We start from the raw sequence: 26,380 nt of genomic DNA on the forward strand, positions 1-26,380 counted from the left end.
CACCGCGATCAGAACGTTGGTGGCGTGATAACCCAGATCAGCCGGGTTTCCTCTTCGCTTGTGTTGCGGTATCCGTGCTTGCGGGAAGAGCTGAAGTAAAATGCATCCCCGGGTTCCAGTTCATAGACCTGCTCGTCCACGGTCAGCTCCAGACAGCCTTCCAGGACAATCCCCATTTCCTCACCGTCATGCCGGTAGGTGCCTTCACTGCCGGCACCGGGCTTGACGACTTTATAGAGCGGCTGCATCTGCTTGTTGCGAATATTGGTGGCCAGAAGTTCGCTGTACACCTCGGTATGGGGAAACTTGAACTGCACCCGATCCTTCCTGCGGGTCACCACCTGCTCTTCCTCGGCTTCGTCCGCCTGAAGCAGGGTGATGAGACTGACATCAAGGGCATTGGCAATGCGTTTGAGGGTGGCGATGGATGGGCTGGCCAGATTCCGTTCGACCTGGGATATGAAAACATCGGAACATTCGGCTTTTTCGGCCACCTGCTTCAGGGTGAGATCTTTCAGTTTGCGGTGATGCCGAATCTGCTTTCCAATGTTTTCCATAGACTTATAAATTAACCAATGCTTTAGCGTATTAGCTATATATTAATTTACGAGGCCTTTATACTCACTGAATTTCATTCAAGTCAAGGTGGAATCCGTTTTAAAGGGACGACCCCATGTGCATTCGTGTCAAATTGAATTATATTGGTCAGAAAGGCGAACCCGGAACCGAAGACCAGAAACCAAAGCCCCTGCGGTTCCGGTCGGCGACTCAATGGAATCATCGAGAAATTTGAGGAGGCGGAATGAATACGGACGATGGGTCATACAGACGCTTCCAGGCGGTCCTTTTTGATCTTGACGGCACCCTGCTGGACACGCTGGCGGATATCGGCGACTCGGTGAACCGCATGCTGGCGGAATACAACTTTCCCGGTCACACCATGGACGACTATCGCCGCTTTATCGGCAACGGCGTCCACATGCTGGTCACCCGGGCACTGCCGCTGGCGGGGAGATCCGAGGAGATGATTCGGGCGTGTGTTCATCGGGCCCGGGAAATTTACTGGCAGAACTGGAACTGCAAAACCAGGCCCTATGCCGGCATCGTGGACCTCCTGGAGGCCCTGGAGGCAGGACAGGTGCCCAAAGCCGTATTGTCCAACAAGCCCCATGATTTTACCGTTCGTTATGTGGCGGCTTATTTTCCCGGCACGACTTTTCTGACGGTCAGGGGACAGAACGATCATTTTCCGGTCAAGCCCGATCCGGCATCGGCCCTGGACATCGCCCGGCAGATCGGCCTGTCGCCGTCCTCATTTCTTTTTGTGGGAGACAGCGCCGTGGACATGCAGACGGCCAATGCGGCCGGCATGCATGCCGTCGGTGTCGGCTGGGGCTTCCGGGGACCGGAGGAACTGCTGCAAAATGGCTGTCGCACACTGGTCAACCGGCCTTCGGAAATTCTGCCGCTGCTGGAATGTTGTCAGGAAAGCAACCCGGGGTAAAACCGGTTTTCCAAATATCGAACCATCCCTTTTCGCCCCAGAGACGGTTCGAATGGCAATGGACGATGTCGCACCCTTATTCCGGCGGTGGCGCCAGCTTCAATGCGGCTCAGGCGAATTTTATCCCATCGTTTTTCAATCGATGGGATATCCGGCTTTTTCCCAGGCCTTCCATCCGCCGCCCAGGGATTTCACGTTTTTATACCCCATGCGGCAGAGGGTACAGGTGGACAGGCAGGAGCGCCCGCCACTCTTGCAGTACATGACAATATTCTGGTTCTTGTCGGGGACTTTCTTGTCGATTTTGAACTCCAGGAGTCCCCGGGGAATATTGATGGCGCCGGGGACATGACCCATTTTGTACTCCTTGGGCTCCCGGCAGTCTATAAAGAGGTATTCACCACCGTCGAGAATCTCCTTGGCCTCGGCCACGGTGATTTCGCAAATGTTTTTCCTGGCCTCTTTCACCATGTCGTCGGCTGTCATGTCTGTTTGTGGCGCGGTTGCGCATCCGCCGGCGATCAGTCCGAATGCAAGGGTCAGCGCCAAGGTCAAGCGGGTCAATCGTTTCATCGTGTTCCCTCCTTTTTTAGCCGTTCGTCTTTTGGCGGGCGATCAGGCCTCTTTCTTCTCTTTTTTTCGGAACGACATCACTTCGTGCAACATCAGGCCTACTGGGCGACCTTCGCAGGAACCGCCTTCCCGGCAACGATCACGGCCTGATTGGCATTGAGATATTGCGGCAGGACATCCTTTTCGAGCAGGAACAGTGACGCCTTGCCATGGCAGCTGTTGCATGACGCGTTCTGGGGGGTCTTGCGTTGAATATTGTGCGGGGTGGCCAGCTTCCACGTGGGAAGCCGGTCGAAATTGGCCAGTCCGTTTGCCGCGTAAAACTGGAATGTGTCCTGATCCACCGGTACATGGCGCACAGTGACAAACTTTTCCGGGCGTTTCTCGGATTGGAGCGGGTTCAGGCCGATCTTGAATTCCAGGGTAGATGCCTTGGTTTTGAAAAATTTCAATCCCTGCCCGTCTTTGCCGATGTGGCAGGAGAAACAGTTCTTGTAGGGCATGGAATGGCAGACCTGGCAACTCACACGGTCCCTGTGCTGCCGGTGCTGGTCTCCGTTTTCGGCGGTATCGGTGTAAATTTCTGCATGACAGTTCTCGCAGTCGGGCGCGTTTTCGACTTCATACCGGTTGGCGTAGTCATTTCCGTCGCCGTGCATTTCATCGGCCGTATGACACTTGCTGCATTTGAAGTATTTGGTTTTGTGGATGTCCGGGGGAATCCCTTTGTTTTTGCCCATATACTCCTTTTCGATGCGGCTGCCGTGGCAGGCCGTGCATACGGTATGCATGGGCGGCCTTTTCTGGAAGAGGTGGCTTTCCAGCAACCCGCCTTCAACCGCCTCCGGACGGCTGATGTGGCATTGCCCGCAGCTGCTGTGGCAGGATGTGCAGTGGGCCTCCCGGGCTGCGTCGACCTTGGCGTAGACCGCATTGTCCTGGGTGGCGCGTGTGTCAATCACCTTCTTGAACGGAGAAAGGCTGATATGGAGGCTGCTTTGATAATGCTCGGCAATATCCTCATGGCAGGCTCCGCAGGTTTCCGACGGATCCGGAAAGGTCGGGTCCTTGACCAGTCCGACATGGGCCTTTTTCCAGTCCGGTTCGGCCGGGTCGCCGCCATGGCATTCTTCACACCCCATTTCACCGTGGTTTTCATCCTCGGCAAATTCACTGTCGACAAAGATCTTTTCGTGTGGCGCCAACGGCGTCACGTCTCCGCCTCACCCTTCTCCTTTCGTTTCTTTGGAGGCGCCAGGCTTTTTTCTGTCGAGTTTGGAGATTTCACGTGTTATCTCGATAAGCTTTCGTGGGTTGGTATGGCAGGTAAAACAGTGGTTTTCATTCTCGGCTGACCGAGTCGCCGGTGTTCCAGACAAAAAAAGCAGGCAGGCCACCACCATACTCCCGATGGCGGTCAATTTAATGGTTTTCATGGTCTCGCCCCCTCGCGTTGGTGCCTTTTTTGTGTGAATCCGGGCGGAAACCCGGAAGGTGAAACTGCGTCTGGTCCAATCCCCGGTCCAGATAAGCTTTCAAAACATGGTCGACTTCTCCGGTGATGTCGCTGATCAGGTCAATTTTTACCCCCGTCAGCATACTTGCCATCACATCGCTGATCCCGCCGCAGATGACGGTGTCCACGCCGGACTTGAGAAGTATCGTCACCCGCTCGGTCAATGCCAGTGCATCGAGGTAGATCTCTTTTCTGTCGATCTCCCGATTTGCTTCGATATCCACGAGGAAAACCCGGGTGCAGGAATCGAATACGGGCGACACCTTATTTCTGAATATGGGTATGGCAATCCGGATCACGACTGCTGTCCTTCCCCGACTCGGGTGAAATTTTAAATACTCGCCGGACAATATGCGGCGAGTAGAACAGGAGGTTCGGCTGGCTGACAGGCACTGGTTTCGGAAGGCCGGTTGTCGGCGCTGCTGCACTGATTCTTGATTCCAAAAAAGTTTAAACGGTTAACCGCAAAATTGGGGCCAGAATTGAAAGTTCAGGCGGCACACATATAATATATTGATAAGATTGTTTAAAAAACGACTTGTGGCCGGGCGCCGGATCGGCGGCCGGGAATAAAGGGAACCAAATGCACCGGATGGCGTTGAGCCGGGTGCATATCATCCCCGAACCCCGGGCGTGTCGGCGGGTGTTTCCCGGCATCCGCTTTACCCGGGTGCAGGGATGAGCGATTGACATCGCCTCGTCAGGGCGATTATGATGACGCATCAAATACATCGGCTGATGTGGATCGCGATTCTCTCCTACGACAGGCAGCCTGCTGTCATGCAATACAGGCCCAAACGGATGCAGGAGGGCACGCCATGAACTTTCCCAAAAAACAGATACAGGCGCACCATCAAATCATCCTGGACAGCATCGCTGACGGCGTTTTCACGGTTGATATGGAGATGCGCATCACCTCGTTTAACCGCGCAGCGGAAGAAATTACGGGGTTTTCGAGAAACGATGCGGTCGGCCTGGCATGCTTTGACGTTCTGCGGGCAAACGTCTGTGAGGAGAATTGTCTTCTGCGGCAGACGATCAAAACGGAACAACCCGTGATCAACTTTCCGGTGTATATCCTGCGGGCGGATAAGAAGTTGATTCCCATCAGCGTGACCACTGCCCTTTTAAAGGACGCCGGGGGACAAACCATCGGCGGGGTCGAAACCTTCCGGGATCTGACAGCGGTGGATAAACTTCGGAAAGTCATTCGCAAACAGCATTCTTTCGAAGACATCGTCAGCAAAAACGCTAAAATGCAAGACCTGTTCGCCATTTTACCCCAGGTGGCCGAAAGCAATTGCAGCGTTTTGATCGAAGGGGACAGCGGCACCGGCAAGGAACTTGTTGCCAGGGCCATCCACAATAACAGCCCGGTGAGAAATGGCCCCTTCGTGGCCATCAACTGCGGCGCCCTGCCGGACAACCTCTGCGAATCCGAACTGTTCGGGTACAAGGCCGGCGCCTTCACCGATGCCAAGAAAGATAAACCCGGCCGCTTCGCCCTGGCCCAGAACGGGACCCTTTTCCTGGATGAAATCGGTGATATCTCTCCGGCGGTCCAGAGCCGCCTTCTCCGTGTCCTCGAAGAAAAAGTGTATGAACCGCTAGGTGCGACAAAGGCGTGTGCAACCAATGCCAGGGTGATCACGGCAACCAACCGGGACCTGCAAAAACTGGTTCGGAACGGAAAATTCAGGGATGACCTCTATTTCCGGATCGATATTGTCAAGCTTTCCCTGCCGCCGCTTTCAAACAGAAAAGAAGACATCCCACTGCTGCTGGATCACTTTATCGACCAGTTCAATCACCTCAGCGGGAAGAAGATCGTCGGCATATCGCAAAAGGCCGTGGCCGCGCTGATGCTCTACGACTGGCCGGGAAACGTCCGTGAGCTTGAAAATGCCATCGAGCATGCCTTCGTCCTCTGCCTGGATGGCATTATCCGCCTGCACCATCTGCCGGCTCGCGTGGTCCCGCAGTGCGGCCTGCCGCTGGGGGCCACCGGATTGAGCCTGAGAGAGGCGGAAAAACGCACCATCGTTCAGGCCCTGGAGAGGAACCGGTGGAAAAAAATGGCCACGGCCCGTGAACTGGATATCGACAAGAATACCTTGCGAAGAAAAATCAAGCGACTCGGTATCGTGGAACCTCATTCATAGGGGGAAATGCTGCCGCCCGGGACTGGCCGGTAAAAGGAAAAGGGGGATCCCTGCTCGGCGGAACCAAACGGATCGAAGGCCCTGGCATGTTGCCTGGAAATCGAAATAAACACGGGCGATCAGCCTGAATGAAAACGCAGTCTTCACGATGGCGGCGGGATCATCCATACGGCTGGTTAGTGATTCGAATGGCTGCCGACGACAAAGAGCCCGGTGTCGGTGGACTTGACCATAACCTGCCCGTTGCGAACCATTTCCGAAAGCAGTCTGACAACGTCATAGCTTCTTGAGTTGAAGGCGCGGGTAATCTGACGAATCGAGCATGGCTGGTCCCTTACCATTGACAAGATTACATTTCTTGTCGCCGGATGCCCATTTTTTTTCCTCATTTCCATGGCGTGAGCCTCTTTGTGGGGAGTGAATGAATCAGCGCCGAAATGTCGCCTGCATGTGCCGTTTTACCGCCTGGTGAGCCCGGGCAATACCCTCTCCGGTTTTTCCCGGGCCGGGCGCCGGGCCAACGGCCCGCCCGGGCCGGGCATGCCCGGTCTTTCCGAATTGAGTAGCAACGAGCATGCCACCACTTTAGGCCCATCGTTTCGGATTCGTCATGAGCGCCGGGATCGCCTTGAGATTGCCCGCTCGCCAGACAGGGGCCCGGGAGAAAATGAAGACCTTAAATCTGCCTGCCATTCAGTCTATATGCTGTGCCGGGGCGATGGCGGCCTGAAGCCGGCATGAACGCATCCGACCCGACACCCGCCGGCATGCCGGAAAAATTTTTTTTTCTATGAGGGCCCCCGGGAGAGGATCGGCGGGGTTCAACGCTTCAGATGATGGTTGCAGAATGCACGATTAGGTTGTTCGCCGGCGGCCATCGGAGTCGGGCACCCGTATGTTGTAGGCTTTGATTTTCCGGTAAAGGGTGCTGGGGTTGATTCCTAGATCCCCTGCGGCTTTTTTCCGATTGCCGTGATGCCGCCGCAGAACCTCGGTAATCATCACCTGTTCCATGGCCTGGAGGCTCATGTGATTCAGCGGGCTCGCACCCGTTACGGTGGTGGGACGCAATTCGGGAGGAAGATGATGCAGGGCAATGGTGTGCCCCCGGCAAAGTACAAATGCCTGCTCGATGATGTTTTCCAGTTCACGGACATTGCCCGGATAGTGGTGCTCCATCAACCGGGCCATCGCTTCGGTGGAAACCCGGGTGATGCTTCTCTCCTGCAGTCGATTGAATTTGTTTATCAGGTGCTGGACCAGAAGGGGAATGTCTTCACGGCGATGGCTCAGGTTGGGAAGCTTCAGGTGGATGACCCGGATACGATAGTACAGATCATCACGGAAAATGCCGCGCTGCACCAGATCGGCAAGGTTCTTGTTGGTGGCCGCCACCACGCGGACATCCACCGGGATCGGCAGTTCGGTGCCCAGTGGTTCGATATGGCCGTCTTGCAGCACACGGAGCAGACGGATCTGCATGGCAGGTGAGATGTCGCCGATTTCATCGAGGAGAATCGTGCCTTTATGGGCCAGAGTGAAACGGCCCGCTTTATCTTTTCTGGCGTCGGTAAAGGCTCCGGCTTTATGTCCGAAAAGCTCGCTTTCGAGCAGGGTGTCGGGAAGCGCGGCGCAGTTGACCGGGACGAAACGATGGACTTTCCGGGCAGACAGATGATGGATGGCCCGGGCGAAAAGTTCTTTTCCGGTTCCGCTGGCCCCCTCTATCAACACATTGCTGCTGCTTTTGGAAATCAGGGGGAGAATTTTGAACAGCCGCTTCATTTCCGGACTTCGGCCGATAATGTCCTCGAATGTATAGCTGCTGTGCAATTGTTTTTGGAGCTGTTCAATCTGGCTGAGATCCTGAAACGTTTCCACCCCGCCTATGATTTGTCCTGCGTCATTTTTTAATATGGCCGTTGAAATGCGGATGGGAATCCGCCGGCCCAGATGGTTGACGATAAACCCATTGGCATTTACGATGGGACGGCCGGTTTCGAAGGTCTGTTTCAGGGCACAGTTTTTTTCGCAGATGTTGGCCTGGAAGACTTCACGGCAGGCCCGGTGAAGTGCGTCCCGGCGGCTTACACCGGTTGTCCGCTCGGCAGCGCGATTGAACGACGTGATCCGCCAATCCAGATCAATGGTAAAGACGCCTTCGTTGATCGAATCCAGAATAACGTCCTGCGGGTCTCTTTTTTTGTCATATACCATGCGATCAATCCAGTGCGCGGGACCCAATCGTGCGGTATGCAAGCGTGTGACAGGTTAATCCTTGCATAATGCAATACAGCCGTCAACCTGAAGCGCGTTGTTCGATGGCTGCCGTTGGGCGGCGCTGTCTCCGAAAATGGCGCCGGCGGACAGCGGTCCCAAAGGATTGATCGTGTTTTTCGAGGGCGGAAAAAGTCCGATATACACGGGGGGCGGCAGTGTCGGGTGCAACGCTCCATGAGCCGGCTGCTGCCGGGCGGCCAACCGTCGGCACTTCTCATTTGGCTGCCGACCCCCGGCAGTCCGGAGGGTCAGGAGCATTGTCGATGGCTTCCAGCAGGTTCAGCTTTAACGCCTGGATCGATTCCCAGACCGTTGCGCTGATACATTCATAAATTTTTATTCCTGCCCGGCCCAGCAGGCGTGCGGTCTCGAACGCTATCCCGCTGACGACAAGCACCTCGATCCCGGCATCGACAAACATTTCAGCGGATTGGCGGCTGCTTTGCATCAACTGCGCATCCCCGGCTGAAGGGTCGAGATAGGTGAACCTGAAGCTGTCCGAATCATAAATGACGAAACCGGCCGTTCGACCCGAAAAGGGGGCAACATGACTGGCCGGCGTGTTTCCTCTGGCGCTCACGGCAATTTTCATCATGCCACCTCTTGGTGTCGTTTGTGCGGTTGGACCGAAGCGCGATCGTTGTCAGGCGACTGGACTATTGTCAGGAAAAGCAAAAAATGCGCCAAAATAAGTATTTAGATGATGGCTATCGGTTGACGTAGCCTGGTCCCACAGTTTTGCAAGGCGGGTATGAGTCTGCTCTGTATCCATTCGGCGGCCGGTTGTGGAAGAATTGCGGATCCCCCGGCTGACCGGGCGCCGCATATTGTCACCGGTTTCATGATCTGCGATTTTCGTTTTGTTTCCAAAAAAAATTTGGTAGGGCTGACATCATAATTCATCTCGTTATTCAGGGGGACCACTTCAAGCAGATTGAGGAGATATCATGGAGAGCCGATTCAACCGCCCCGACTCAGTTTCCACAGGCGCCTATATCATCAACAAGGCCCAAAGTGTAAAACTCGATCCCAGAATTCTTTACGAAGCGGTGGTGGACCTTTCTTCGGAAGGTCTTATTACCGCCAACTGCATCAACATGGCGGCGGGAATCCTGCTGGAGGACCTGGGACTTCCGACTTATTTTTTCGAAAACATCAAGAAAGACTCCCTGAAGCATATCCTGGCCTCCATTGCCACCAGCATCACTGTCAACGACGGAAAGGTGGTATTGGTGGGGAGAGTCGCCCACATCGATTTTGATCTGGAACAGGAAAACAATGTCCAGCGGGTCCGGATCGCCACCATTGAGACCCGGGACAGCATGGAAAAAATTCTCGAGCCTATGATCTCAGGCCACCGGCGTGAATATTATTTCAGCCCGGAGAACAACTACTACACCTATATCATACGCCCTGAAACGGTTCATGATTTTCCCCGGGAGGCCTTCAGGGATTCCCGGTTTCTCTTTTCCCTGGCCGGGGATTACATGATCACCCCCGAACCCACCCGGGAGCGCTACGAAAAATTCCTCAAGGGGAACGAGAATGCGGTCACCCCCCTGGTCGAGATCTTCAACCTGCCCGAAACCGGGGAGACGCGCCTGATGTTCAACAGCGATTTCGCATCGCCCCAGTTGCCCGTGCTGCGTAAATTGTTCGAAGACCACGGCCTGGTGCTCAAGCGGGCCTACTGGGAGCCATACTGGGGCAAATCCCCCGTTCCCTCGTCCATTTGCTCCCTCTACATCCATGGGGAGCTGTCCCGAAAAAAAGAAGCGGAGCTGGTAAGTGACCTTTACGCCTTCCTCTCCTTTGGTGTCAATCGCGTTACGGATCTTTACGTGGACGGACGGCTGACCTTCAAGGAGATGCTCTTTGCGGGCAACGCCGCGGATTTTACCCACATGTTTATTTTCAAGGAGCGGGACAATGCCACGGACCGGGAGATCCTGGAAAGCCTGACCAGCAAGGACCACAAAGATGCCTTTGCCGGAAGACTTCACGGCTCCAATAAGGCTACCTATGTCTACAAGACAATTCTGGAGGCGGTCATTGACCATCCGGACCTGGTGACGTCCCTATACGATCTTTTCGAACGGCGCTTCCATCCGGCGCGTCCCGACCGGATCAACGAAGCGTCGCTGGAGGAAAAATTCAGGGCGTTCAACAAGATCATCGAATCCCGGTTTATTGACAACTGGCTTCATTGCGACATTTTCCGGTTTATGTTCAAAATGGTTTCGTGCACCCTGAAGACCAATTTCTACAAGCCCGAGAAGCGGTCCTTCGCCTTTCGTTTCGACAATGCCATTTTAGATCCCCTGGTCTTCGACCAGTTCGTTTTCGGGATCTTTTTCGTTAACGGTCACTATTCCTGCGGCACCCATCTGAGGGCCGGGGATATCGCCAGGGGGGGGCTGCGGATGCTCCGCGTCTCTCCATCCAACTACCCCACCGAGGTCGACAATGCCGTTTTACTCAACTACGCCCTGGGGCCCAAGGCCCAGCGACTGAAGCACAAGGACATCTGCGAAAGCGGTTCCAAGGGTGTCGTGGTGCCCCACGCGATTTACTCCAGCCATGCCATGGATGCCTTATACGATTACACGGAGGGCATTATCGATCTGGTTCTCGGCGGCGACAGCATTGTTGATTATTACGGAAGTCCGGAGATGGTGTTCTTCGGCCCCGACGAAGGGACTGCGCCCCTGATGGATGCGGTGGCCAATCGATCGCGGGAAAGGGGATACCCCTATTGGCGGACCATCACCACCGGCAAGCGCATCGGTATCCCCCACGACACCTACGGAATGCTGGAAAACGGTGATCTTTTCGGCCTCATAGACCGCAAGGAGGACGGTACGGACCTGCATGTGAACGGTATATCTGTTGCCGTCACCACGGATATGGACACCCTGTACGATCGGATCGGGGGCAAGATCGAGACCAGCGGCATGACCACCACCGGGGTCATGGGGGCATTCCGGACGCTGATCGCCCATTACGGGGCCAGGGAGGAAGACCTCAACCTGATGATTACCGGGGGGCCGGACGGTGATCTGGGTGCCAATGAAATCCAGTGCTACAAGGGCCGGATCTGCCTGGTCATCGACGGGGGGTCGATCCTGTTCGATCCCCAGGGACTGGACCGGGAGGCGCTGATGAAAATCGCTTTCATGCGGCATACCGCGCCTCGTGCCAATACGCGGCGGTTTCCCGTTGAGAAGTTGAGCCCCCAGGGCTTCATGGTTCCCCTTGATGCCAAAAACGTTTCGCTTCCCGACGGTACGGTTGTGGAAGACGGGGCCCTGTTCCACCGTAACTTTCTTTCGGAGCCTGGCAACCGGCGGTTCATCGGCCAGGCGGATATACGGGCATTCATCCCCTGCGGCGGATTCAAGGACACCGTCAACCGCGGCAACGTCAGGGATTTCCTCTCCGTGTTCAAGGAACTCCGGTTCATTGTCGACGGGGCCAATGTTTTTTTCGATGACGCCGCCAGGCGGACCATCGCCGCCACAACCGACATCAAGCATATCAAGGACACCACGGCCAACAAAGGAGGCGTCTTTTCCAGTTCCATCGCCGAAGTGCTCACCGCATTTCTTCTCGGGGACGATTATGAGGCCAGCCTGCTGGACGACAGGGACACCCGCTGGGCCCTGATCCGGGATATAATGGTGCTGGTCGACAAGTATGCCCGGGCGGAGACCCGGATGCTCATTCGGATCCATGAAACGGATCCATCGGTGCCCCTGTTCGATCTGTCGGAGAAAACCAGCGAACAGATTTTTGCCATGCAGCGGATCTGCGAGCAGAACATCGCCTCGATCCTCGAGGACAAGAAACTGGTCTGGCGCGTGTTGGAGAACTACATCCCTGCCATTCTGATCAAACGACTGGGAGAACAAGCCATCATGAACACGCTGAATTCCGAGGAGCTGCGGCCATACCGGGATGCCATCCTTACAAAGAAACTGTCCTCCATGGCCTTTTATCGGTTCGGCGCCGACTGGAATGCCTTTTCCAGGAAAGTGGAAGCCAATTTCACCGATGCCGTTCAGAACATCGTGCCGGCCGTCGGATGACGGCCGGCCATTAATGCGGGAGACGCCCCTTTGAAAGAGGAAACCACCAACGGTACTATACATTCAGCCGGCCAGCGGCAGGAATGCCTGCCGGAGAAAGCCTCCTGCAGGCCATTGTCGGTCTCTTCTGCACCGAACGCGCTTGCCGAACGGATCAAGGAACTGAACTGCCTGTATGGCATTTCCAACCTTTTTGAAAACCAGGATGTCTCTTTGTCATGGATTATGCAGCGCGCTGTTGAACTGATCCCTGCGGCCTGGCAGTATCCGGAAAACGCCTGTGCGCGGATCCGGTTGGACGGCCATGAGTACACCTCAAAGCGATTTACAGCCACCCGCTGGCGGCAGAATACGAAAATCATCTTGAACGGTAACGATGTCGGCGATGTGGATGTGTACTATATCGACGCCCCGCCTGTGGTAGATGGGGGACCGTTTCTTGAAGAGGAAGACCATCTGCTGAGGGCGATTGGCGAACGCCTGAGCAAAGTTCTTTGGCTCAAGCGTTCTGAGGAAGCACTCAGAGAAAGCGAAGAGCGCTACCGGGTGCTGACGGAACAGGTTGCCGAGGGTGTCGCACTGGTCCAGAGCGAACGATTCAGCTACGTCAATCCGGAATTCTGCAAAATGTTCGATATTCCCTCTGCCCAAGAGATGGTCGATGGGTTGGTCCGCTGTCCTCCTGCGGGCGATGCCGACGGTATCGCCCGCATTTATGGCTCACGGGCTCACGGGGTCATTGAGTCGAAAGTTGAGGAAGTTCATTGCCTTACACGAGCGGAAAGGACATCCTGGATACAGGTTTGCCACAGTCCGATTACCTTCAAAGGCCGCCCGGCACTGCTGTCGACGCTAAAAGATGTCACCGAAATCAAAGAGCAGCAGATGGCCGCCCAACGCAAGGCTGACTTGCTGAACGACGAAAACCGGGTGTTGCGGTCATCCCTAAAGGAACGGTACCGGCTTGGCGATATTCTCGGTCGTTCTCCGGCCATGCAGGCGGTTTATGAACTTATTCTAAAGGCGGCCGCTACGGATGCAAGCGTTGCCATCTTCGGAGAATCCGGTTCAGGGAAAGAGCTGGTCGCCCATGCCATACATGACCATAGCGCCAGGAAGAACAATCGATTCGTCGCGGTCAACTGCGGCGCCGTGCAGGAGTCTCTCTTCGAAAGGGAATTTTTCGGCCACCGAAAAGGCGCATTCTCCAGTGCGGACACCGATTCTCCGGGCTACCTGGACATGGCCGATGGCGGAACTCTGTTTCTGGATGAAATCGGCGAATTAACCGTCAACATGCAGGCCAAGCTGCTGAGGGCCATCGAAGGCGGGGGATACCGGCCTGTGGGCAACATGGAGCCCCGATTGACCGATTTTCGCGTTATATCGGCTTCTAATGCCGCTCTACACGATAAGGTCAACGAGGGCGAAATGCGCAATGATTTCTTTTACCGCATCCAGGTTGTACAAATTCAACTGCCGCCCCTGCGCAACAGGAAGCAGGATATCCCTCTGCTGGTGGAACACTTTTTACGCACGATGAAAACCCGTTCGGCCACGGCAACCGTCCCCGGCCGCATCATGGATATTCTCATCGCCTATGATTGGCCCGGCAATGTCCGCGAGCTTCGCAATGTCCTGCAGCGATATGTAACCCTTGGCCACCTCGAATTCCTTTCCCCTGATCCGGAAGCTGAAATGGTGCCGATAGCAACGGATTTAAATCTTCGAGACGCTGTCCGGCGCCTGGAAAAAGCCCACATTTCAAAAGCGCTGAGCCGGTCGAGCGGCAATCGTACCCGGGCGGCGGCGCTGCTGGGTATATCCCGCAGAGCGCTTTTCCGGAAGATGTCCACCTCTTGAGTGCCAGATACGCCCGATGCGGGCGAAATCGCCCCTTTAAAATTTTTATATAATTTCTTGGTGTTACAGCCGCCCACCATTTCTGAAGTGGGCGTTTTTTTCCCGCCGTTAACCTGGCAGTCAGTTATAGCTTTTCTTTTAAATGAATAATAACAAATAGTTACAGCTATTTCACGGGTTGGCATCCCCTTTGCTGCAGTGAATCTCCTGATCGTGTTGCGGCGAACTCGTTTTAACGCCCTGATTAAAGACCATGCTACGTTTGGAGTCGTCAACCTGTGGAACTCGTTAAAAACAAGGCTTCCGGAAAATTCTTTGTCGTTCTCGATGATGCCGGAATTTCCCAATTTCTGGTGATTACACCGGCCGGAAAGGTGAAATGCCTGTCTCGGCATCTGTTTGAAAGCTATGACGATCTGGATTTAAAAACATTGCAATGGCGCCACTATATTACAGAAAAACAGATGGATACGTATGTCGAATATCATGGAGGGGATGATCTTCAATATTGAGTGCCGGTTGATGTCAGCCTGCAAGGATTGGCGCCTGTTACAACCATGATTTTACAGGAAAGGAGTATTCGATGACGCAAGACCCCTTTGGAAATCTTGGCGACTGGGGACCGGTTTTGGAACTAATTGAAGAACTGGCAGATAACGGACGATTGGCAGAATGCCAACCCGGCCTGATCAGAATTTTGCGGTACAAGGGAAACTGGCGACTTCGCGAAGAGGTGCTGAAGCGAATCGGAGAGATTCAAACCCCATCCGAAGCGCTGATTTCCCAGGCACTCTCAATCATTGCCGATGACAACATTTATTACGATGCCAGAATACTTGCCAGCGACGCCTTGATTCAATGGTTGAAAAACACCCAAGGCGGTTTCAATGGGGAGGTGAGCACAAGGGCACAAAAGATCGCCAGGAAATTGGTGATGACACCGCAACCCCCCTTTTTCGACACCGCAATAAAAAAACTCTATTCCGTGACCGCACGCCAGGGCAGTCGCGAAAATTAAACGGGCAGTCGGTTTTACCCAAAAAAGGAGAACGTTAATGGTCGACGCATCCACTGAGCGAAGTATCTGCCGCACATGCAATCACCAGTCAGAATGTCTATCATTGAGAAATAGCCTGAAATCAGGCACAAGCGTTATACATTGTGAAGAATTTGAAAGCTCGGGAATCGAAACCGCCCGCCACTCCGGAAAAGAACGCCCGAGTGCCAGTATACCCCCCACCGAGAATGCATGCCCGGTCCGGCCCATGGAAGAAAAAGGATTGTGTTCCAATTGTGCCAACAATCATGGTTGTGCGTATCCATGTTTTGGCAGCAATGTAATTTATTGTGAAGAGTATCGGTTATCCTTCTCTCCAGTTAAGGCAGACAGGCCTTTGATCCAAACGCCTGCTTTGTTTTCACCGCCATATGCCCAACACATCGTTGCCGGCAGCCGTTGCGTGCTGAGATAATACGATTAAACCCAACCGGTTAAAATGAGGTGAGTTATGCTGATCGGAATACCTAAAGAAATACTGGCTGAAGAAAAAAGGGTCGCGGCAATTCCAGATACGGTTCGAAAATTCGTTGATCTGGGGTTTAACGTCGCCGTTGAATCCAAGGCAGGAGAAGGTATATTAATTTCCGATGAAGAATATGAAATGGCAGGGGCCACGGTCATTGCCGATGCGGACCGCCTGTATGCTGAATCCGATCTGGTTTTGAAAGTAAAGCAGCCCGTGTTCAACGCGCAGTTTGAAACGCATGAGGTTGAAATGCTTCACGATGGCTGCACCCTGATCACGTTCCTTCATCCGGCCACACCCGACAACCATGAAATCGTCAAACGGCTCCGGGATAAAAATGTAACCGCCTTCACGATGGATGGCATCCCGCGCATCTCCCGCGCTCAGCGAATGGACGCCCTGTCTTCCATGAGCACGGTGACCGGTTACAAATCCGTGCTCATGGCGGCAAATCACATGGCTAAATTTATTCCAATGATCGGTACGGCCATCGGTACCGTCAAACCCGCTGCCTTTCTGGTCGTCGGTGCGGGCGTTGTGGGTCTTCAGGCCATCGCAACGGCCAAACGGCTCGGGGGCGTTGTCAAGGCTATGGACATTCGAAAAAACGCATGCACGGAAGCCGAAAGCCTGGGAGCCAAGGTGGTTGAATTCGACATCCCGGAAGAACTCGCCGTCGGCGCCGGCGGTTATGCGAAGGCCCTGGAAAATGAGTGGATCGAGATTGAACAGGGTATTCTCGCTCCCCATGTGGAAGCTGCTGATGTGGTCATCCTCAGCGCACTGGTGCCCGGTGAAATCGCGCCCGTTCTTGTCTCCGGGAAAATGGTGTCGGCCATGAATCCCGGTTCGGTCATCATGGATGTATCCGTCGATCAGGGGGGGAACTGTGAGGTCACGGAACCGGGGCGTTTTATTCAGCGATCAGGCGTCAATGTCTGCGGGATACAGAATATTCCCGGAAGAATGGCGGTCCACGCAAGCTGGCTGTATGCCAACAATATGTACTACTATGTCGAAAACCTTTTCAAGAACGGCGATCAGATTCCCGACCTGAACGATGAGATCGTAAAGGCGTCCATGGTCACCCACAAGGGGGTCATCCTTCATGAAGGAGCCCTAAAGGCCATGAGGCTTAATTAATGCTCATCCTTGAATGACCCATCGGGGGGATATCCGCGTGTTGCGATAATTTTATCCTCGGAATATCGACTATATGCCTGAGGTAAATTTTTTCGCATGCCCTGATCCCGACGCAATGGGTCTTTTTCCGGACGGCCAAGGTCGGTCAATTTTTCACGAGAGAGGTTTAGCCATGTCGAATCTGATCTTGATGGCGGGTGTGTTTCTGGTTTCCTTTGTCGTCGGCTATGTGCTGATCTGCAGGGTTCCCTCTCTTTTGCACACGCCCCTGATGTCGATGACCAATGCTATCTCCGCCGTTACGCTGTTGGGGGCATTGCTTCTTTTTTCGCTTCCGACAACCCGCCTGGAAAAATGGTTGGGCTCGCTCGCCATTATCTCCGCGACGTTCAATGTGGTCGGCGGTTTTGCCATCACGGACAGAATGCTTGGGCTTTTCAGGCAAAAAGGCCCTTCCGAATAACCCTAAATAAGTGACAACCCATACGCCATGACGCTGCTCATCGACTTTTCGGTTATTATGGTTCTGATTGTGGGGATATGGCAATTCCGTATGCCCAGCAAGGCAAGGTTCGGCAACCTGACGGCGGCTTTTTCACTGCTATGCGCCTTTTTTCTGGTATTGTACCGAAGTGGAATCATTGATGGCTCCGTCGTAATGGTATCGCTGGCGGGCGGGGCAATCGCAGGCTATGCGGTAGCAAGGTCCGTCAGTATGATTCAGATCCCGGCCATGGTGGCGTTTCAACACGGTGCCGGCGGCGTTGCCGCATTTCTTGTATCGCTGGTTGAACTGACTCGCGGCGGGCACGCTTTAGATTTAATGCGTGAGGTGTCGGGTGTTTCAGGTTTGACCATCGGGGCATTGACTTTCAGCGGCAGCATGATTGCCAGCGCGAAACTGGCCAATAAAATAAGGCAAACACCGCAAACCCTGCCGGCCCACAATCTGCTCATGCTGGTCAATATTGCGGCCATAGTCGGTGTCGGCACGGCATCGGTTTATGCACCGGCCGATTCCCTTTTCTACCTGTATCTCGCCCAGATCGGATTATCCGCGTTCTTCGGGATTTTGTTTTCGATGCGCATCGGTGGCGCTGACATGCCGGTACTGATTTCATTTTTAAATGCCACCGCGGGCCTGGCCGCCTCTTTTTGCGGACTGGTGATCGGAAACCAGTTGCTGATTGCTTTCGGTGCGACGGTGGCGGCATCCGGGTCCATCCTCACCCATGTCATGTGCACAGCCATGAATCGCAATATTTTCAAAATAATTTTGCCGGAAGTAAAAAGAGCAGGCAAGCCATTGAAAAAAGCGGCTGGCTTGTCCGGTCAGCGCCTGACGGCGGACACCACGGTGGCGAGTGCCGCCAATGGATTCGAAAGGGCGGTCGAGCGGATACGGGCCGCCAAAAAGGTTATTGTTGTTCCCGGCTACGGGATGGCCCTGGCCAAAGCGCAAATGGAGGTGGCTGTCCTATCGAAAAAAATGATAGCGATGGGTAAAGACGTAAAATACGCCATCCATCCGGTTGCCGGAAGAATGCCCGGGCACATGAACGTGCTGCTCGCCGAAGCGGGTGTTGATTATGACATGCTGGTGGAGATGGAAGCTGTCAATCCTGATTTTTACGCGACAGACCTGGTCCTGGTTATCGGTGCCTGTGATGTGGTCAACACCGCAGCCATTGATGTCGAAGGGACGCCCATATCCGGCATGCCGATCCTGATGGCCCATAAAGCCAAAACCGTGGTGTGCTGCAATTTTGATCAGAATCCCGGATATTCGGGTGTTGAAAATCCTCTGTATGAAAAAAGCAACACCATCATGTTGGCCGGAGACGCCAAAAAAACAGTCCGCCAGCTTGTCGCGTCCCTGACGGGTGAAAAACCTGCCGAAAAGAACGTCACGGATGGCGGCCTTTCGGGTTCCCTCGATGTTGCGGTAGACGCACTGGCGGCGGCCAAGACCGTTATCATCATCCCGGGATACGGCATGGCGCTGGCCAAAGCCCAGAAAAAAGTCGTCGAACTGGCTTCCATTCTCGAGAAAAGAGGCGCAGCCGTGAAATACGCCATCCATCCGGTCGCAGGAAGGATGCCCGGGCATATGAATGTTCTTCTGGCTGAAGTGGAGGTCGATTACGACAACCTCATAGAAATGGATGAGGTGAACCCGTTATTCGCAGAGACCGACGTGGCGGTGGTCGTTGGCGCCTGCGACGTGGTCAATCCGGCAGCGATAGAACTTGAGGGAACGCCCATTTCCGGGATGCCGATCCTGATGGCGCATGAGGCCAAAAAGATAATTGTCTGTAATTTTGATAAAATGCCGGGATATTCAGGTGTTTCCAATCCGCTCTACGATAACAGCAAATCCATCATGATGCTTGGCGATGCCGGCGATTCGGCGGAAATCTTAATTTCTAATTTGAGAACAATGGATGCAGGCCCAAAAATGATGTCGTGAAAAAAGGCAGTAAAAGGGTTGAAGCGGTGTCCAACAAACCGGAGGGGAAATGCACCCGAAAACAGAAAATGCCTGTCCTCCAAGCGTACAACAATCCATCTTTATATCTGAAAACTCCCGGATACGCCTGAATGATCTGGATACTGGTGAAGCGTTTACGTTTACTCTCGTTCTTCCTGAATACGTCAACACGAAAGAAAGCAAAATATCCGTGTTGACACCCTTGGGTGCGGTTCTGCTTGGCCATCGAGTCGGGGATGTCGTTACCTGGAAGGCCCCGTCAAGATTGAGAAGATTCGAGATACAGTCTTTTTCCCATTCAACATGAATGGGTGACCGCCATGTGTCCTCCTCATAACGCTTAAAGGAGAACACATGGCCGGTCGCTCCATCTTATCGATTCCTTAATTTTTGGCTTTTGAGCTCAATTCCGGGAAATCCCAGTAGAAATACTCGTTGGTCTGGGGGCCGCTGCCTTTATCTTTGCGGGCGATTTCGTTTTCCCGTAATTCGATTCGCCGGATTTTACCGCTGATCGTTTTGGGAACCTCGGTCACAAATTCGATGATTCTGGGGATCTTGAATTTGGCAAGGATGCCGATGGTGTGTTTGAAGAGTTCAAGCGCCAGTTCTCTGGACGGTTCATGGCCGGTGTTCAGGATGACATAGGCTTTGACCAGCTGATGGCGTTTGGGATCAGGTGCCCCGATGACCGCTGCCTCGCCGACGGCCGGGTGCTCCACCAGGGCGCTTTCGACTTCAAACGGACCCACGCGGTAATCGGAGGATTTGATTACGTCATCCGCGCGGCCTACGAACCACCAGTAGCCATCCGTGTCAAAAGAGGCCCGGTCGCCGGTGTAGTAGTAGTTGTCTATAAAGACACTCTCCATTTTTTCCGGGCTGCCGATGTACTCGGTGAACAGGCCCAGGGCCCGCCAACGGTCCAGTCGTACGCAGATGTGTCCGGGTTCGTCAGGGGTGGTGACCTCCTTGCCTTCGTCGTCAACCAGGACGACGTCGTACATATACGACGGGTAACCGAAAGAACCACTGCGCATTTTTCCCGCCATCCAGGGCGGGTTGCCGATCATGGCGGTGGATTCGGTCTGCCCGTAAAAATCGCGGATTTCGGTTCCGGTGTATTTCTTCCACTGGGTAATGACCTCAGGGTTCAGGGGTTCACCGGCGCTGATGGACTGGCGCAGGGTGGACAGGTCGAAACGGTCCATATCCAGGTTGATAAACATGCGCCAGGCCGTGGGTGGGGCACAGAAAGTGGTGATCTTGCAGTCGGCAACGGTCTTGAGATACTGATTGCCGTCCAGAACCGCGAAATTGAAAGCGGTGGCCGTTGCGCCCATATTCAAGGGCGCGAAAAAGCTGCTCCAGGCCCACTTGGCCCAGCCCGGTGCGCTCAGGTTGTGATGGATGTCGTCCGGCCGGATGCCAGCCATGACGGCGGTGGAGAGGTGGCCGACGGGATAGGACGCGGCGGTGTGGCCGACTTTCTTGGGCAACCCGGTGGTACCGGAGGTGAAGAAGCAGAACAGCAGGTCATTGGGTTTGGTTTTGGCCGCTTCGGCTTCCCCTGACTCTTTGTCCAGTTCGCTGTAGCTGACCCAGCCCTCCTTCTCGCCCAGCACAATCTTGATTTTGGGTTTGACGCCTGTGGCTGCGATGGCTTCGTCCATCATGTCGGTGAAGGCAGCGTCGGACACGATGGTATCCGGCGGGTAGCTTTCGAAGCGGTACTGCAGCTCCCGCATGGTCATGGTCGTGGCCGTGGGGACGATCACCAGGCCGCCTTTGACGCAGGCATAGCTGGCAAACCAGGTTTCCGGAACGATGGGAACCATCATGTACATGTTGTCGCCTTTTTCGACGCCGGCCCCCCTCAAGGCGTTGAGACACTGGTTGCTTTTAGCGGCAAATTCTTTGTAGGTGAAACTTTTTTTCTCTTCTGTCGCGATGTCCGCCCATATCAATGCGGTCTTGTCCCCACGCTCCTTAACGTGAAGGCCTTCAAAAATTTCATCCGCCCAGTTGAAATACTCCGGGAGTTCCATGGCATTCAGTTTTTCAAAAAAGGCTTTGGCCGCCGCCTCCTTGTCCCCGTTGTCGGCCATCATGTTGAGGTCCATGACTTCCCTGTACAATTTGTCCATGCCCATAAGATTGCTCCTTGAAGATTGGATGGTTTATTGAAAGATGTTGAAAAACAGTCGCGCCTGGCCCACCTGTTTCGTCTTTCAACGCCGTGCCGGTTAGATATGCATCAGGCCGTTTTGATCGTGGCGTCCTCCTGCCGTTCGAGAATACCGGTTGCCAGTTCCCGAAGCTTGTATTTTTGAATTTTTCCACTGGCCGTTGTGGGATAATCGTCCACGAACAGGAAGAATGCCGGGATTTTGTGAAACGCGATGTTGTCCTTGCAGAACGCTCTCAGTTCTTCTTCCGTTGCCCTGACCCCTTCCTTGAGCTGGACGAACGCCGTCAGTTCCTCACCATATTTCCTGCTGGGGACGCCCACGACCTGGACGTCCTTTATCTTCTCGTTGGTGTACAGAAATTCTTCAATCTCCCGGGGGTAGATGTTTTCTCCGCCGCGGATGATCATGTCCTTGATCCGTCCGGTGATTTTGCAATAGCCGTGTTCATCCATGATGGCCAGGTCGCCGGTATGCAGCCATCCGTCGGCATCAATGGCTTTTTGCGTGGCTTCCGGATTGTTGTAATACCCTTTCATTACATGGTAACCGCGGGTGCACAGTTCCCCCTGCCGGCCGTGGGGCACGGGTTCGTTGGTGACCGCATCCACAATTTTGACTTCCACGTGGGGCAGGGCGCGGCCGACCGTTGCCACCCGGCGCTGCAGCGAGTCGGACGGGCGGGTCTGGGTGATTCCCGGGGAGGCTTCGGTCTGCCCGTAGACGATCGTCATTTCGCTGGCCCCCATCCGGTCCACCACCTGGGTCATCACTTCGATGGGGCAGGGCGAGCCCGCCATGATGCCGGTGCGCAACGAGGACGTGTCGTAGGTGTTCTTTTCCATTTCCTCGAGTTCGGCAATAAACATGGTAGGCACGCCATGAACGGCTGTACATCGGCCTTTTTCGATGGTTTTGAGGACCTCGACGGCGTTGAACTGGAAGACCGGCGTCATCGTGGCGCCGGCCACCACGCAGGTCAGGGTGCCCAGGACGCAGCCGAAACAGTGGAAGAACGGCACCGGAATACACAGGTTGTCCGCCGGCGTGAAATCCATGCATTCGGCAAGGCTTCTGGCGTTTCCGATAAGATTGGTATGGGTGAGCATCACGCCTTTGGGAAAACCGGTGGTCCCGGAGGTATACTGCATATTGATGGGATCGTCGGGGTCGAGGCCCGACTGGCGGGTTGCCAGGCTGACATCGCTCACCTGTTCCCCGAGGGACAGCATGTCCTCCCAGGTGAACATGCCGGGATGGGTCCCCTGGCCCAGAAATACCACGTTTTTCAGTTTCGGCAGCCTGGCGCTCTGCAGCTTGCCGGGTGCCGCGGTTTTCAGTTCCGGGCAGACATCGTCGATCACCTTCAGGTATTCATCGTCACTGCGGACGCCGCCCACCATCAGCAGGGTGGTCGCGTCGGACTGTTTCAGAAGATACTCCAGTTCGAAGCTGCGGTAGTTGGTGTTCACGGTCACCAGCACCGCACCCATTTTCCCGGAGCCGAACTGGGTGAGCACCCACTGGGGAACATTGTTGGCCCAGATGGCGATATGATCGCCGCGTTCGATGCCGAGCGCCATGAGCCCTTTGGCGACGCGATTGCAGGTGACCCTGAATTCATCGTAGGTGTAGCCGATATGGTGGCCGGGATACTCGAGGGCCTTGCCGTCGCTGAACTGCTCGGCAACCGTATCGACCAAATGCCCGATCGTTGTCTGGCCGAGCTCGAACTGGGGTCGCTGCATTCCGTATGTCTCCTTCTGACCGTCCATAAGGTTGACCGCGTGTGCCCGTCCGACATTCATTCAGGCCGCTTCCCCGCGCGTATCCGACGGCCGGAAAAACCGAAGCAAAGAGCCGGTCGAGGCAGTCCGTTCAATTGCAGTGGCCTGTGTGCCGGCACCCCCGGCTTTGAAGAAGAACCGATCCACATGCACATCAAGCATCGGAAACGGCAAGAGAAGCGATTTGAAAACAAGCGATTGATGGTGAGGACAACTCAACCTTTGCCTCCCCGGGGACCAGGGCCGCATATCCCCTGACCGGGGAACCCAAAACCCTCTCCTCTGTAAATAGATCTTTATGGAAACCCGACGAGGATGGCAATCGGCGATAGGACGATTTTTCTGTGGTGGGGATCCTTATTTCATTGTAGGTAAAAACACCACACGAATAGGTCAAACGACTACATGGGCGGGCTGTCTGTACCGGGAAAAGTGCCATCCGGCGTCGAAGATGCTTCCGGTCGGCGGCAATGTGCGGGCGAACCGGAAAGGGCGGATGGGTTGCATGCCCGGCCATGACGGGCCAGCAGGCGCCCCTTCAGCCCCGGGGTCATTTTTTCTTTCTCAGAAGGATTCTGTGTCTTCAACAGTTTGAGAAATGTGAAACGGCGTCATTCCCCGGTCGTGATCCCTGCCGGCCAGCGGGAATGAACGGTGAGCTGGAAATCGGGTTCACTTTTCACGGTCATCTGCGTTCAGCGGTTGGCCGAAACCATCCCCGGTGGCCCTTCATCCGATCAAAAAAGTTTCAATGCCTTTGCCAGCGGGGAGTCGCTGCCGGCTCCCTTGCCCGGAAACGAATGGGCTTCGTGAAGAAAACTGGCCACCGGCCGTGATACCCCGCAGGTACCGAATCGCCGGACCTGCTCCACCCGGTTCAAATCCAGCATCGCCATCAGGTTTTCGGGAAACGGTCCGGCTTTTTGAAGGATATGGCCCTCCGGATCGGCAATCATGCTCTGGCCCTTGGCACTTTGGCCGGCCCCGTTGACGCTGACCACAAAACACTGGTTGGCGATCGCGGCGGCGCGGCACAGGATGATCTCCTGGCGGCGGTCCTGGGTGCCGGTCAAGGTGGGGACCATGATCACTTCGGCGCCTTTGAGCACCAGGTCGCGGATGACCTCGGGGAACCACAGGTCGTAACAGATGCAGACACCGACCCGCCCCACGCCGGCAACGTCGAAAACTGTCGTTTCGCTGTCCGGTGACGTCTTCTCGTGCGGCCGCCACGGGTACATCTTGCGGTACCGGGCGACCATCTTGCCCTGGGGGGTGAATATGGGCGCCGTGTTGTAAATCGCCGTTCCGTCCTTTTCGTAGATGGAGCCGGGGATCAGGTAGATTTCATGTTTGCGGGCCAGATCGGCGCAGAATGTCGAGATGGGCCCCGGAATCCGTTCGGCGGATGACGCCATGTGATAGGGCCCCTGGAGGCAGAGTTCGGGTGCGCCCACCAGTTTGATCCAGGGGCTGTGGGCACGCATGACCTTGATTTGCGTTGCCAGTGAAGCCATGTTTTTCCGAGGATTGCGGGTGTCGGTTTCAAGCTGGCAGACACCCATACCGAGTAAACGGCTCATGAGGATTCCTTTTTTCCTGTTAAACGCTGGTTGGGTCGGATTTCAGATCACCATTTGTGGATAGCTGTTCATGATTCTGCCGGCGTACATGACGGCAATGCGATGGCAGACCTGCTCCATGATGCTCAGATCGTGGCTGATAAACAGGCAGGTCAGGTTCAGTTGTCGCTGCAGGCGGGCCATCAGGTTGATGACCTGGGCCTGGACGGAAACGTCCAGTGCGCTGGTGGCTTCGTCGAAGACGATGAATTCGGGTTCGGTGGCCAGGGCCCTGGCGATGCAGATCCGCTGCTGCTGCCCGCCGCTGAATTCGTGCGGGTACCGGAAAAGATGCTCGGGCCGCAGGTCCACCATGTCGAGCAGTTCGGCGGATCGTTCCAGGCTCCGCCTGTGATCGAAGCCGGGGCAGATGAACAGCGCCTCGCTTAAATTCTGCCGGACCGTCATCCTGGGGTTGAGCGATGCGCGGGGATCCTGGAAAACCATCTGCAGTTTCGGGCGCAACGGCCGCAACTGCTCCTGGCCCAGTCCCTGGATCTCCTCTCCGTGAAAAAGGACCGATCCGGAGACCACGGGCGCCATGCACAGGATGCTGCGGCCCAATGTGCTCTTGCCACACCCCGATTCGCCCACCAGGCCAAGTCACTCGCCGGCGACGATGGCGAGGTTGACCCCATCGACCGCCCGCACCCATTGGGTGGGTTGTCCCCAGAAATTCTTGCGGTAGGGGAAATGGGTTTTTACCTGTTCCAGGCAGATGATCGCTTCAGTCACCATTCACCCCCTGTGCCTGGCGGGAACGGTCGTTCGACCGGTCCGGGAGATCCGGTCCGTACAGATAACAGGTGACCCGGTGCCCCTGGCCGATATCCTGCTCAGGCGGTTTTTTCTCTTTGCAGCGGGCCATGGCATGGGGGCAGCGGGGGGGAAACGGCACCCCCCGGGGGGATAGGCCAGGTCCGGTAACTGAACCGCTTTTTGCTTCCCGGCGGGTTGACCCTGATCAGGGTTTCGTAAATATTGGCCATGTAGGTCAGTTCTGTGGAATAGGAGACGGACGGATCCAGGGTGGTGATGCCGTAGGGTGAAGCAAAAACCATGTTTTTTTCTGCTGCCGTTGCCATGACCAGCATAACAATCAGAGATCGTCGGTGTGCCATTTTTCTCCCCCTTATCCATAGTGGTTGGTTGTATGGGTTCATACCCGCACCGGCGGCGCGGTATCGGCGTGACGATATTCAAACGGGTGCAAAGACCAGGGACATTCCCGTTCAGCAGGCGACGCCCGTTTTTTGGACGTCACCAGTTGACGGCACAGTGGACATCACGAATGAAATCGTGTGCCATGCCTGCGTTGCCCGCTTCGATCAGTTCAATCAGTTTCAGGTGCTCCTGGTAGTTGAGCACCTGGACCTTTTTAATCCATTCGCCCTTGGTTCCGAAGTCGAACAGCCGCTGCCTGAGGATATTCAGCTGATCGAGCAACATCGTGTTGTCGGACAGGTTGAGGTAGACATGGTGAAAGCTGGTGTTCAGATCAAAGTATCGATAGTATGCCTGCTCCGTCACCTGAAGGAGCATTTCTTCGTTGATTGCCTTTATCCGGCAAGGACATTCGTTGTATAGGAGTCAGCAAATCGCGCAGGCGCCCGAAGGGTCGAGCGGTATCGTGCCG

The 26,380-nt window shown here is 55.0% G+C and carries 24 protein-coding genes; 10 read left to right on the forward strand and 14 right to left on the reverse strand.

The genetic code is table 11. The annotated features are described in order from the left end of the window. Positions 1 to 8: 8 nt before the first annotated feature. Entirely contained in the window at positions 9 to 557 is a 549-nt protein-coding gene (locus tag DSCA_RS25095) for a cupin domain-containing protein (protein ID WP_155319054.1), read from the reverse strand. A gap of 245 nt (positions 558 to 802) precedes the next feature. On the opposite strand from DSCA_RS25095, the gene DSCA_RS25100 reads away from it, so the two are divergent. Continuing rightward, a complete protein-coding gene (locus DSCA_RS25100; protein ID WP_155319055.1) occupies positions 803 to 1,504 on the forward strand; it encodes an HAD family hydrolase in 702 nt (233 codons plus the stop codon). Between the two features lie 135 nt (positions 1,505 to 1,639). On the opposite strand, the gene DSCA_RS25105 is transcribed toward DSCA_RS25100, so the two are convergent. The 4 genes from DSCA_RS25105 to DSCA_RS25120 form a co-directional block, all read right to left on the reverse strand. After that, positions 1,640 to 2,077: a rhodanese-like domain-containing protein gene (locus DSCA_RS25105; protein WP_197904663.1), complete on the reverse strand. Its 438-nt coding sequence runs from the start codon at positions 2,075 to 2,077 to the stop codon at positions 1,640 to 1,642. 98 nt (positions 2,078 to 2,175) lie between these two features. Continuing rightward, positions 2,176 to 3,282 (reverse strand): multiheme c-type cytochrome, encoded by a 1,107-nt coding sequence (locus DSCA_RS25110; protein ID WP_155319056.1) that lies wholly within the window; start codon positions 3,280 to 3,282, stop codon positions 2,176 to 2,178. 18 nt (positions 3,283 to 3,300) lie between these two features. After that, entirely contained in the window at positions 3,301 to 3,513 is a 213-nt protein-coding gene (locus DSCA_RS25115; RefSeq protein WP_155319057.1) for a hypothetical protein, read from the reverse strand. Next, a complete protein-coding gene (locus tag DSCA_RS25120) occupies positions 3,500 to 3,892 on the reverse strand; it encodes a NifB/NifX family molybdenum-iron cluster-binding protein (protein WP_167527950.1) in 393 nt (130 codons plus the stop codon). The genes DSCA_RS25115 and DSCA_RS25120 overlap by 14 nt, the downstream gene beginning before the upstream one ends. 519 nt (positions 3,893 to 4,411) lie before the next feature. Here DSCA_RS25120 and DSCA_RS25125 point away from each other — a divergent pair. After that, the gene (locus DSCA_RS25125; protein WP_155319059.1) at positions 4,412 to 5,755 is read left to right on the forward strand and encodes a sigma-54 interaction domain-containing protein; all 1,344 of its coding nucleotides are present in this window, start codon (positions 4,412 to 4,414) and stop codon (positions 5,753 to 5,755) included. An 855-nt stretch (positions 5,756 to 6,610) separates the two neighbouring features. Here the strand turns inward: DSCA_RS25125 and DSCA_RS25130 are convergent. Both DSCA_RS25130 and DSCA_RS25135 read right to left on the reverse strand, forming a co-directional pair. Then, positions 6,611 to 7,972, reverse strand: a complete 1,362-nt coding sequence (locus DSCA_RS25130; RefSeq protein WP_155319060.1) for a sigma-54 interaction domain-containing protein — start codon at positions 7,970 to 7,972, stop codon at positions 6,611 to 6,613. A 277-nt stretch (positions 7,973 to 8,249) separates the two neighbouring features. Then, on the reverse strand, positions 8,250 to 8,630 hold the full coding sequence (locus DSCA_RS25135) for a NifB/NifX family molybdenum-iron cluster-binding protein (RefSeq protein WP_155319061.1): 381 nt from the start codon (positions 8,628 to 8,630) through the stop codon (positions 8,250 to 8,252). Positions 8,631 to 8,982: 352 nt separating this feature from the next. Here DSCA_RS25135 and DSCA_RS25140 point away from each other — a divergent pair, with 352 nt between their 5' ends. From DSCA_RS25140 to DSCA_RS33350, 8 genes are all read left to right on the forward strand, one after another. Beyond that, positions 8,983 to 12,123, forward strand: coding sequence for an NAD-glutamate dehydrogenase domain-containing protein (locus DSCA_RS25140; protein ID WP_155319062.1), 3,141 nt, complete (start codon positions 8,983 to 8,985; stop codon positions 12,121 to 12,123). A gap of 30 nt (positions 12,124 to 12,153) precedes the next feature. Next, entirely contained in the window at positions 12,154 to 13,986 is a 1,833-nt protein-coding gene (locus tag DSCA_RS25145) for a sigma-54 interaction domain-containing protein (RefSeq protein WP_155319063.1), read from the forward strand. A gap of 278 nt (positions 13,987 to 14,264) precedes the next feature. Continuing rightward, entirely contained in the window at positions 14,265 to 14,498 is a 234-nt protein-coding gene (locus DSCA_RS25150; protein ID WP_155319064.1) for a hypothetical protein, read from the forward strand. Between the two features lie 71 nt (positions 14,499 to 14,569). Continuing rightward, the gene (locus DSCA_RS25155) at positions 14,570 to 15,004 is read left to right on the forward strand and encodes a hypothetical protein (protein WP_155319065.1); all 435 of its coding nucleotides are present in this window, start codon (positions 14,570 to 14,572) and stop codon (positions 15,002 to 15,004) included. A gap of 490 nt (positions 15,005 to 15,494) precedes the next feature. Beyond that, entirely contained in the window at positions 15,495 to 16,655 is a 1,161-nt protein-coding gene (locus DSCA_RS25160; RefSeq protein WP_155319066.1) for an NAD(P) transhydrogenase subunit alpha, read from the forward strand. 73 nt (positions 16,656 to 16,728) lie between these two features. After that, positions 16,729 to 17,118 (forward strand): NAD(P) transhydrogenase subunit alpha, encoded by a 390-nt coding sequence (locus DSCA_RS25165; RefSeq protein WP_231716275.1) that lies wholly within the window; start codon positions 16,729 to 16,731, stop codon positions 17,116 to 17,118. Positions 17,119 to 17,175: 57 nt separating this feature from the next. After that, positions 17,176 to 19,125, forward strand: coding sequence for an NAD(P)(+) transhydrogenase (Re/Si-specific) subunit beta (locus DSCA_RS25170; protein ID WP_269434688.1), 1,950 nt, complete (start codon positions 17,176 to 17,178; stop codon positions 19,123 to 19,125). A gap of 49 nt (positions 19,126 to 19,174) precedes the next feature. Next, entirely contained in the window at positions 19,175 to 19,453 is a 279-nt protein-coding gene (locus tag DSCA_RS33350; protein ID WP_155319068.1) for a GreA/GreB family elongation factor, read from the forward strand. Between the two features lie 76 nt (positions 19,454 to 19,529). Here DSCA_RS33350 and DSCA_RS25180 read toward each other — a convergent pair whose 3' ends face one another. The 7 genes from DSCA_RS25180 to DSCA_RS25205 form a co-directional block, all read right to left on the reverse strand. Further along, positions 19,530 to 21,299 carry an acyl-CoA synthetase gene (locus DSCA_RS25180; RefSeq protein WP_155319069.1) on the reverse strand — a complete coding sequence of 590 codons (1,770 nt, stop codon included), beginning with the start codon at positions 21,297 to 21,299 and terminating at the stop codon, positions 19,530 to 19,532. A 104-nt stretch (positions 21,300 to 21,403) separates the two neighbouring features. Beyond that, the gene (locus tag DSCA_RS25185; RefSeq protein WP_155319070.1) at positions 21,404 to 23,083 is read right to left on the reverse strand and encodes an AMP-binding protein; all 1,680 of its coding nucleotides are present in this window, start codon (positions 23,081 to 23,083) and stop codon (positions 21,404 to 21,406) included. A 776-nt stretch (positions 23,084 to 23,859) separates the two neighbouring features. Continuing rightward, a complete protein-coding gene (locus tag DSCA_RS25190; RefSeq protein WP_155319071.1) occupies positions 23,860 to 24,705 on the reverse strand; it encodes a carbon-nitrogen hydrolase family protein in 846 nt (281 codons plus the stop codon). A gap of 42 nt (positions 24,706 to 24,747) precedes the next feature. Further along, the gene (locus DSCA_RS25195) at positions 24,748 to 25,338 is read right to left on the reverse strand and encodes an ATP-binding cassette domain-containing protein (protein ID WP_269434617.1); all 591 of its coding nucleotides are present in this window, start codon (positions 25,336 to 25,338) and stop codon (positions 24,748 to 24,750) included. 9 nt (positions 25,339 to 25,347) lie between these two features. Beyond that, positions 25,348 to 25,482, reverse strand: coding sequence for a hypothetical protein (locus tag DSCA_RS33020; RefSeq protein WP_269434618.1), 135 nt, complete (start codon positions 25,480 to 25,482; stop codon positions 25,348 to 25,350). Between the two features lie 98 nt (positions 25,483 to 25,580). Continuing rightward, positions 25,581 to 25,865, reverse strand: coding sequence for a hypothetical protein (locus DSCA_RS25200; RefSeq protein WP_155319072.1), 285 nt, complete (start codon positions 25,863 to 25,865; stop codon positions 25,581 to 25,583). A gap of 139 nt (positions 25,866 to 26,004) precedes the next feature. Further along, positions 26,005 to 26,307 carry an FCD domain-containing protein gene (locus DSCA_RS25205; protein WP_331457173.1) on the reverse strand — a complete coding sequence of 101 codons (303 nt, stop codon included), beginning with the start codon at positions 26,305 to 26,307 and terminating at the stop codon, positions 26,005 to 26,007. Positions 26,308 to 26,380 lie beyond the last annotated feature (73 nt).

Origin of the sequence: Desulfosarcina alkanivorans (assembly GCF_009688945.1) — a bacterium.
In the GTDB taxonomy this organism is placed as follows: domain Bacteria; phylum Desulfobacterota; class Desulfobacteria; order Desulfobacterales; family Desulfosarcinaceae; genus Desulfosarcina; species Desulfosarcina alkanivorans.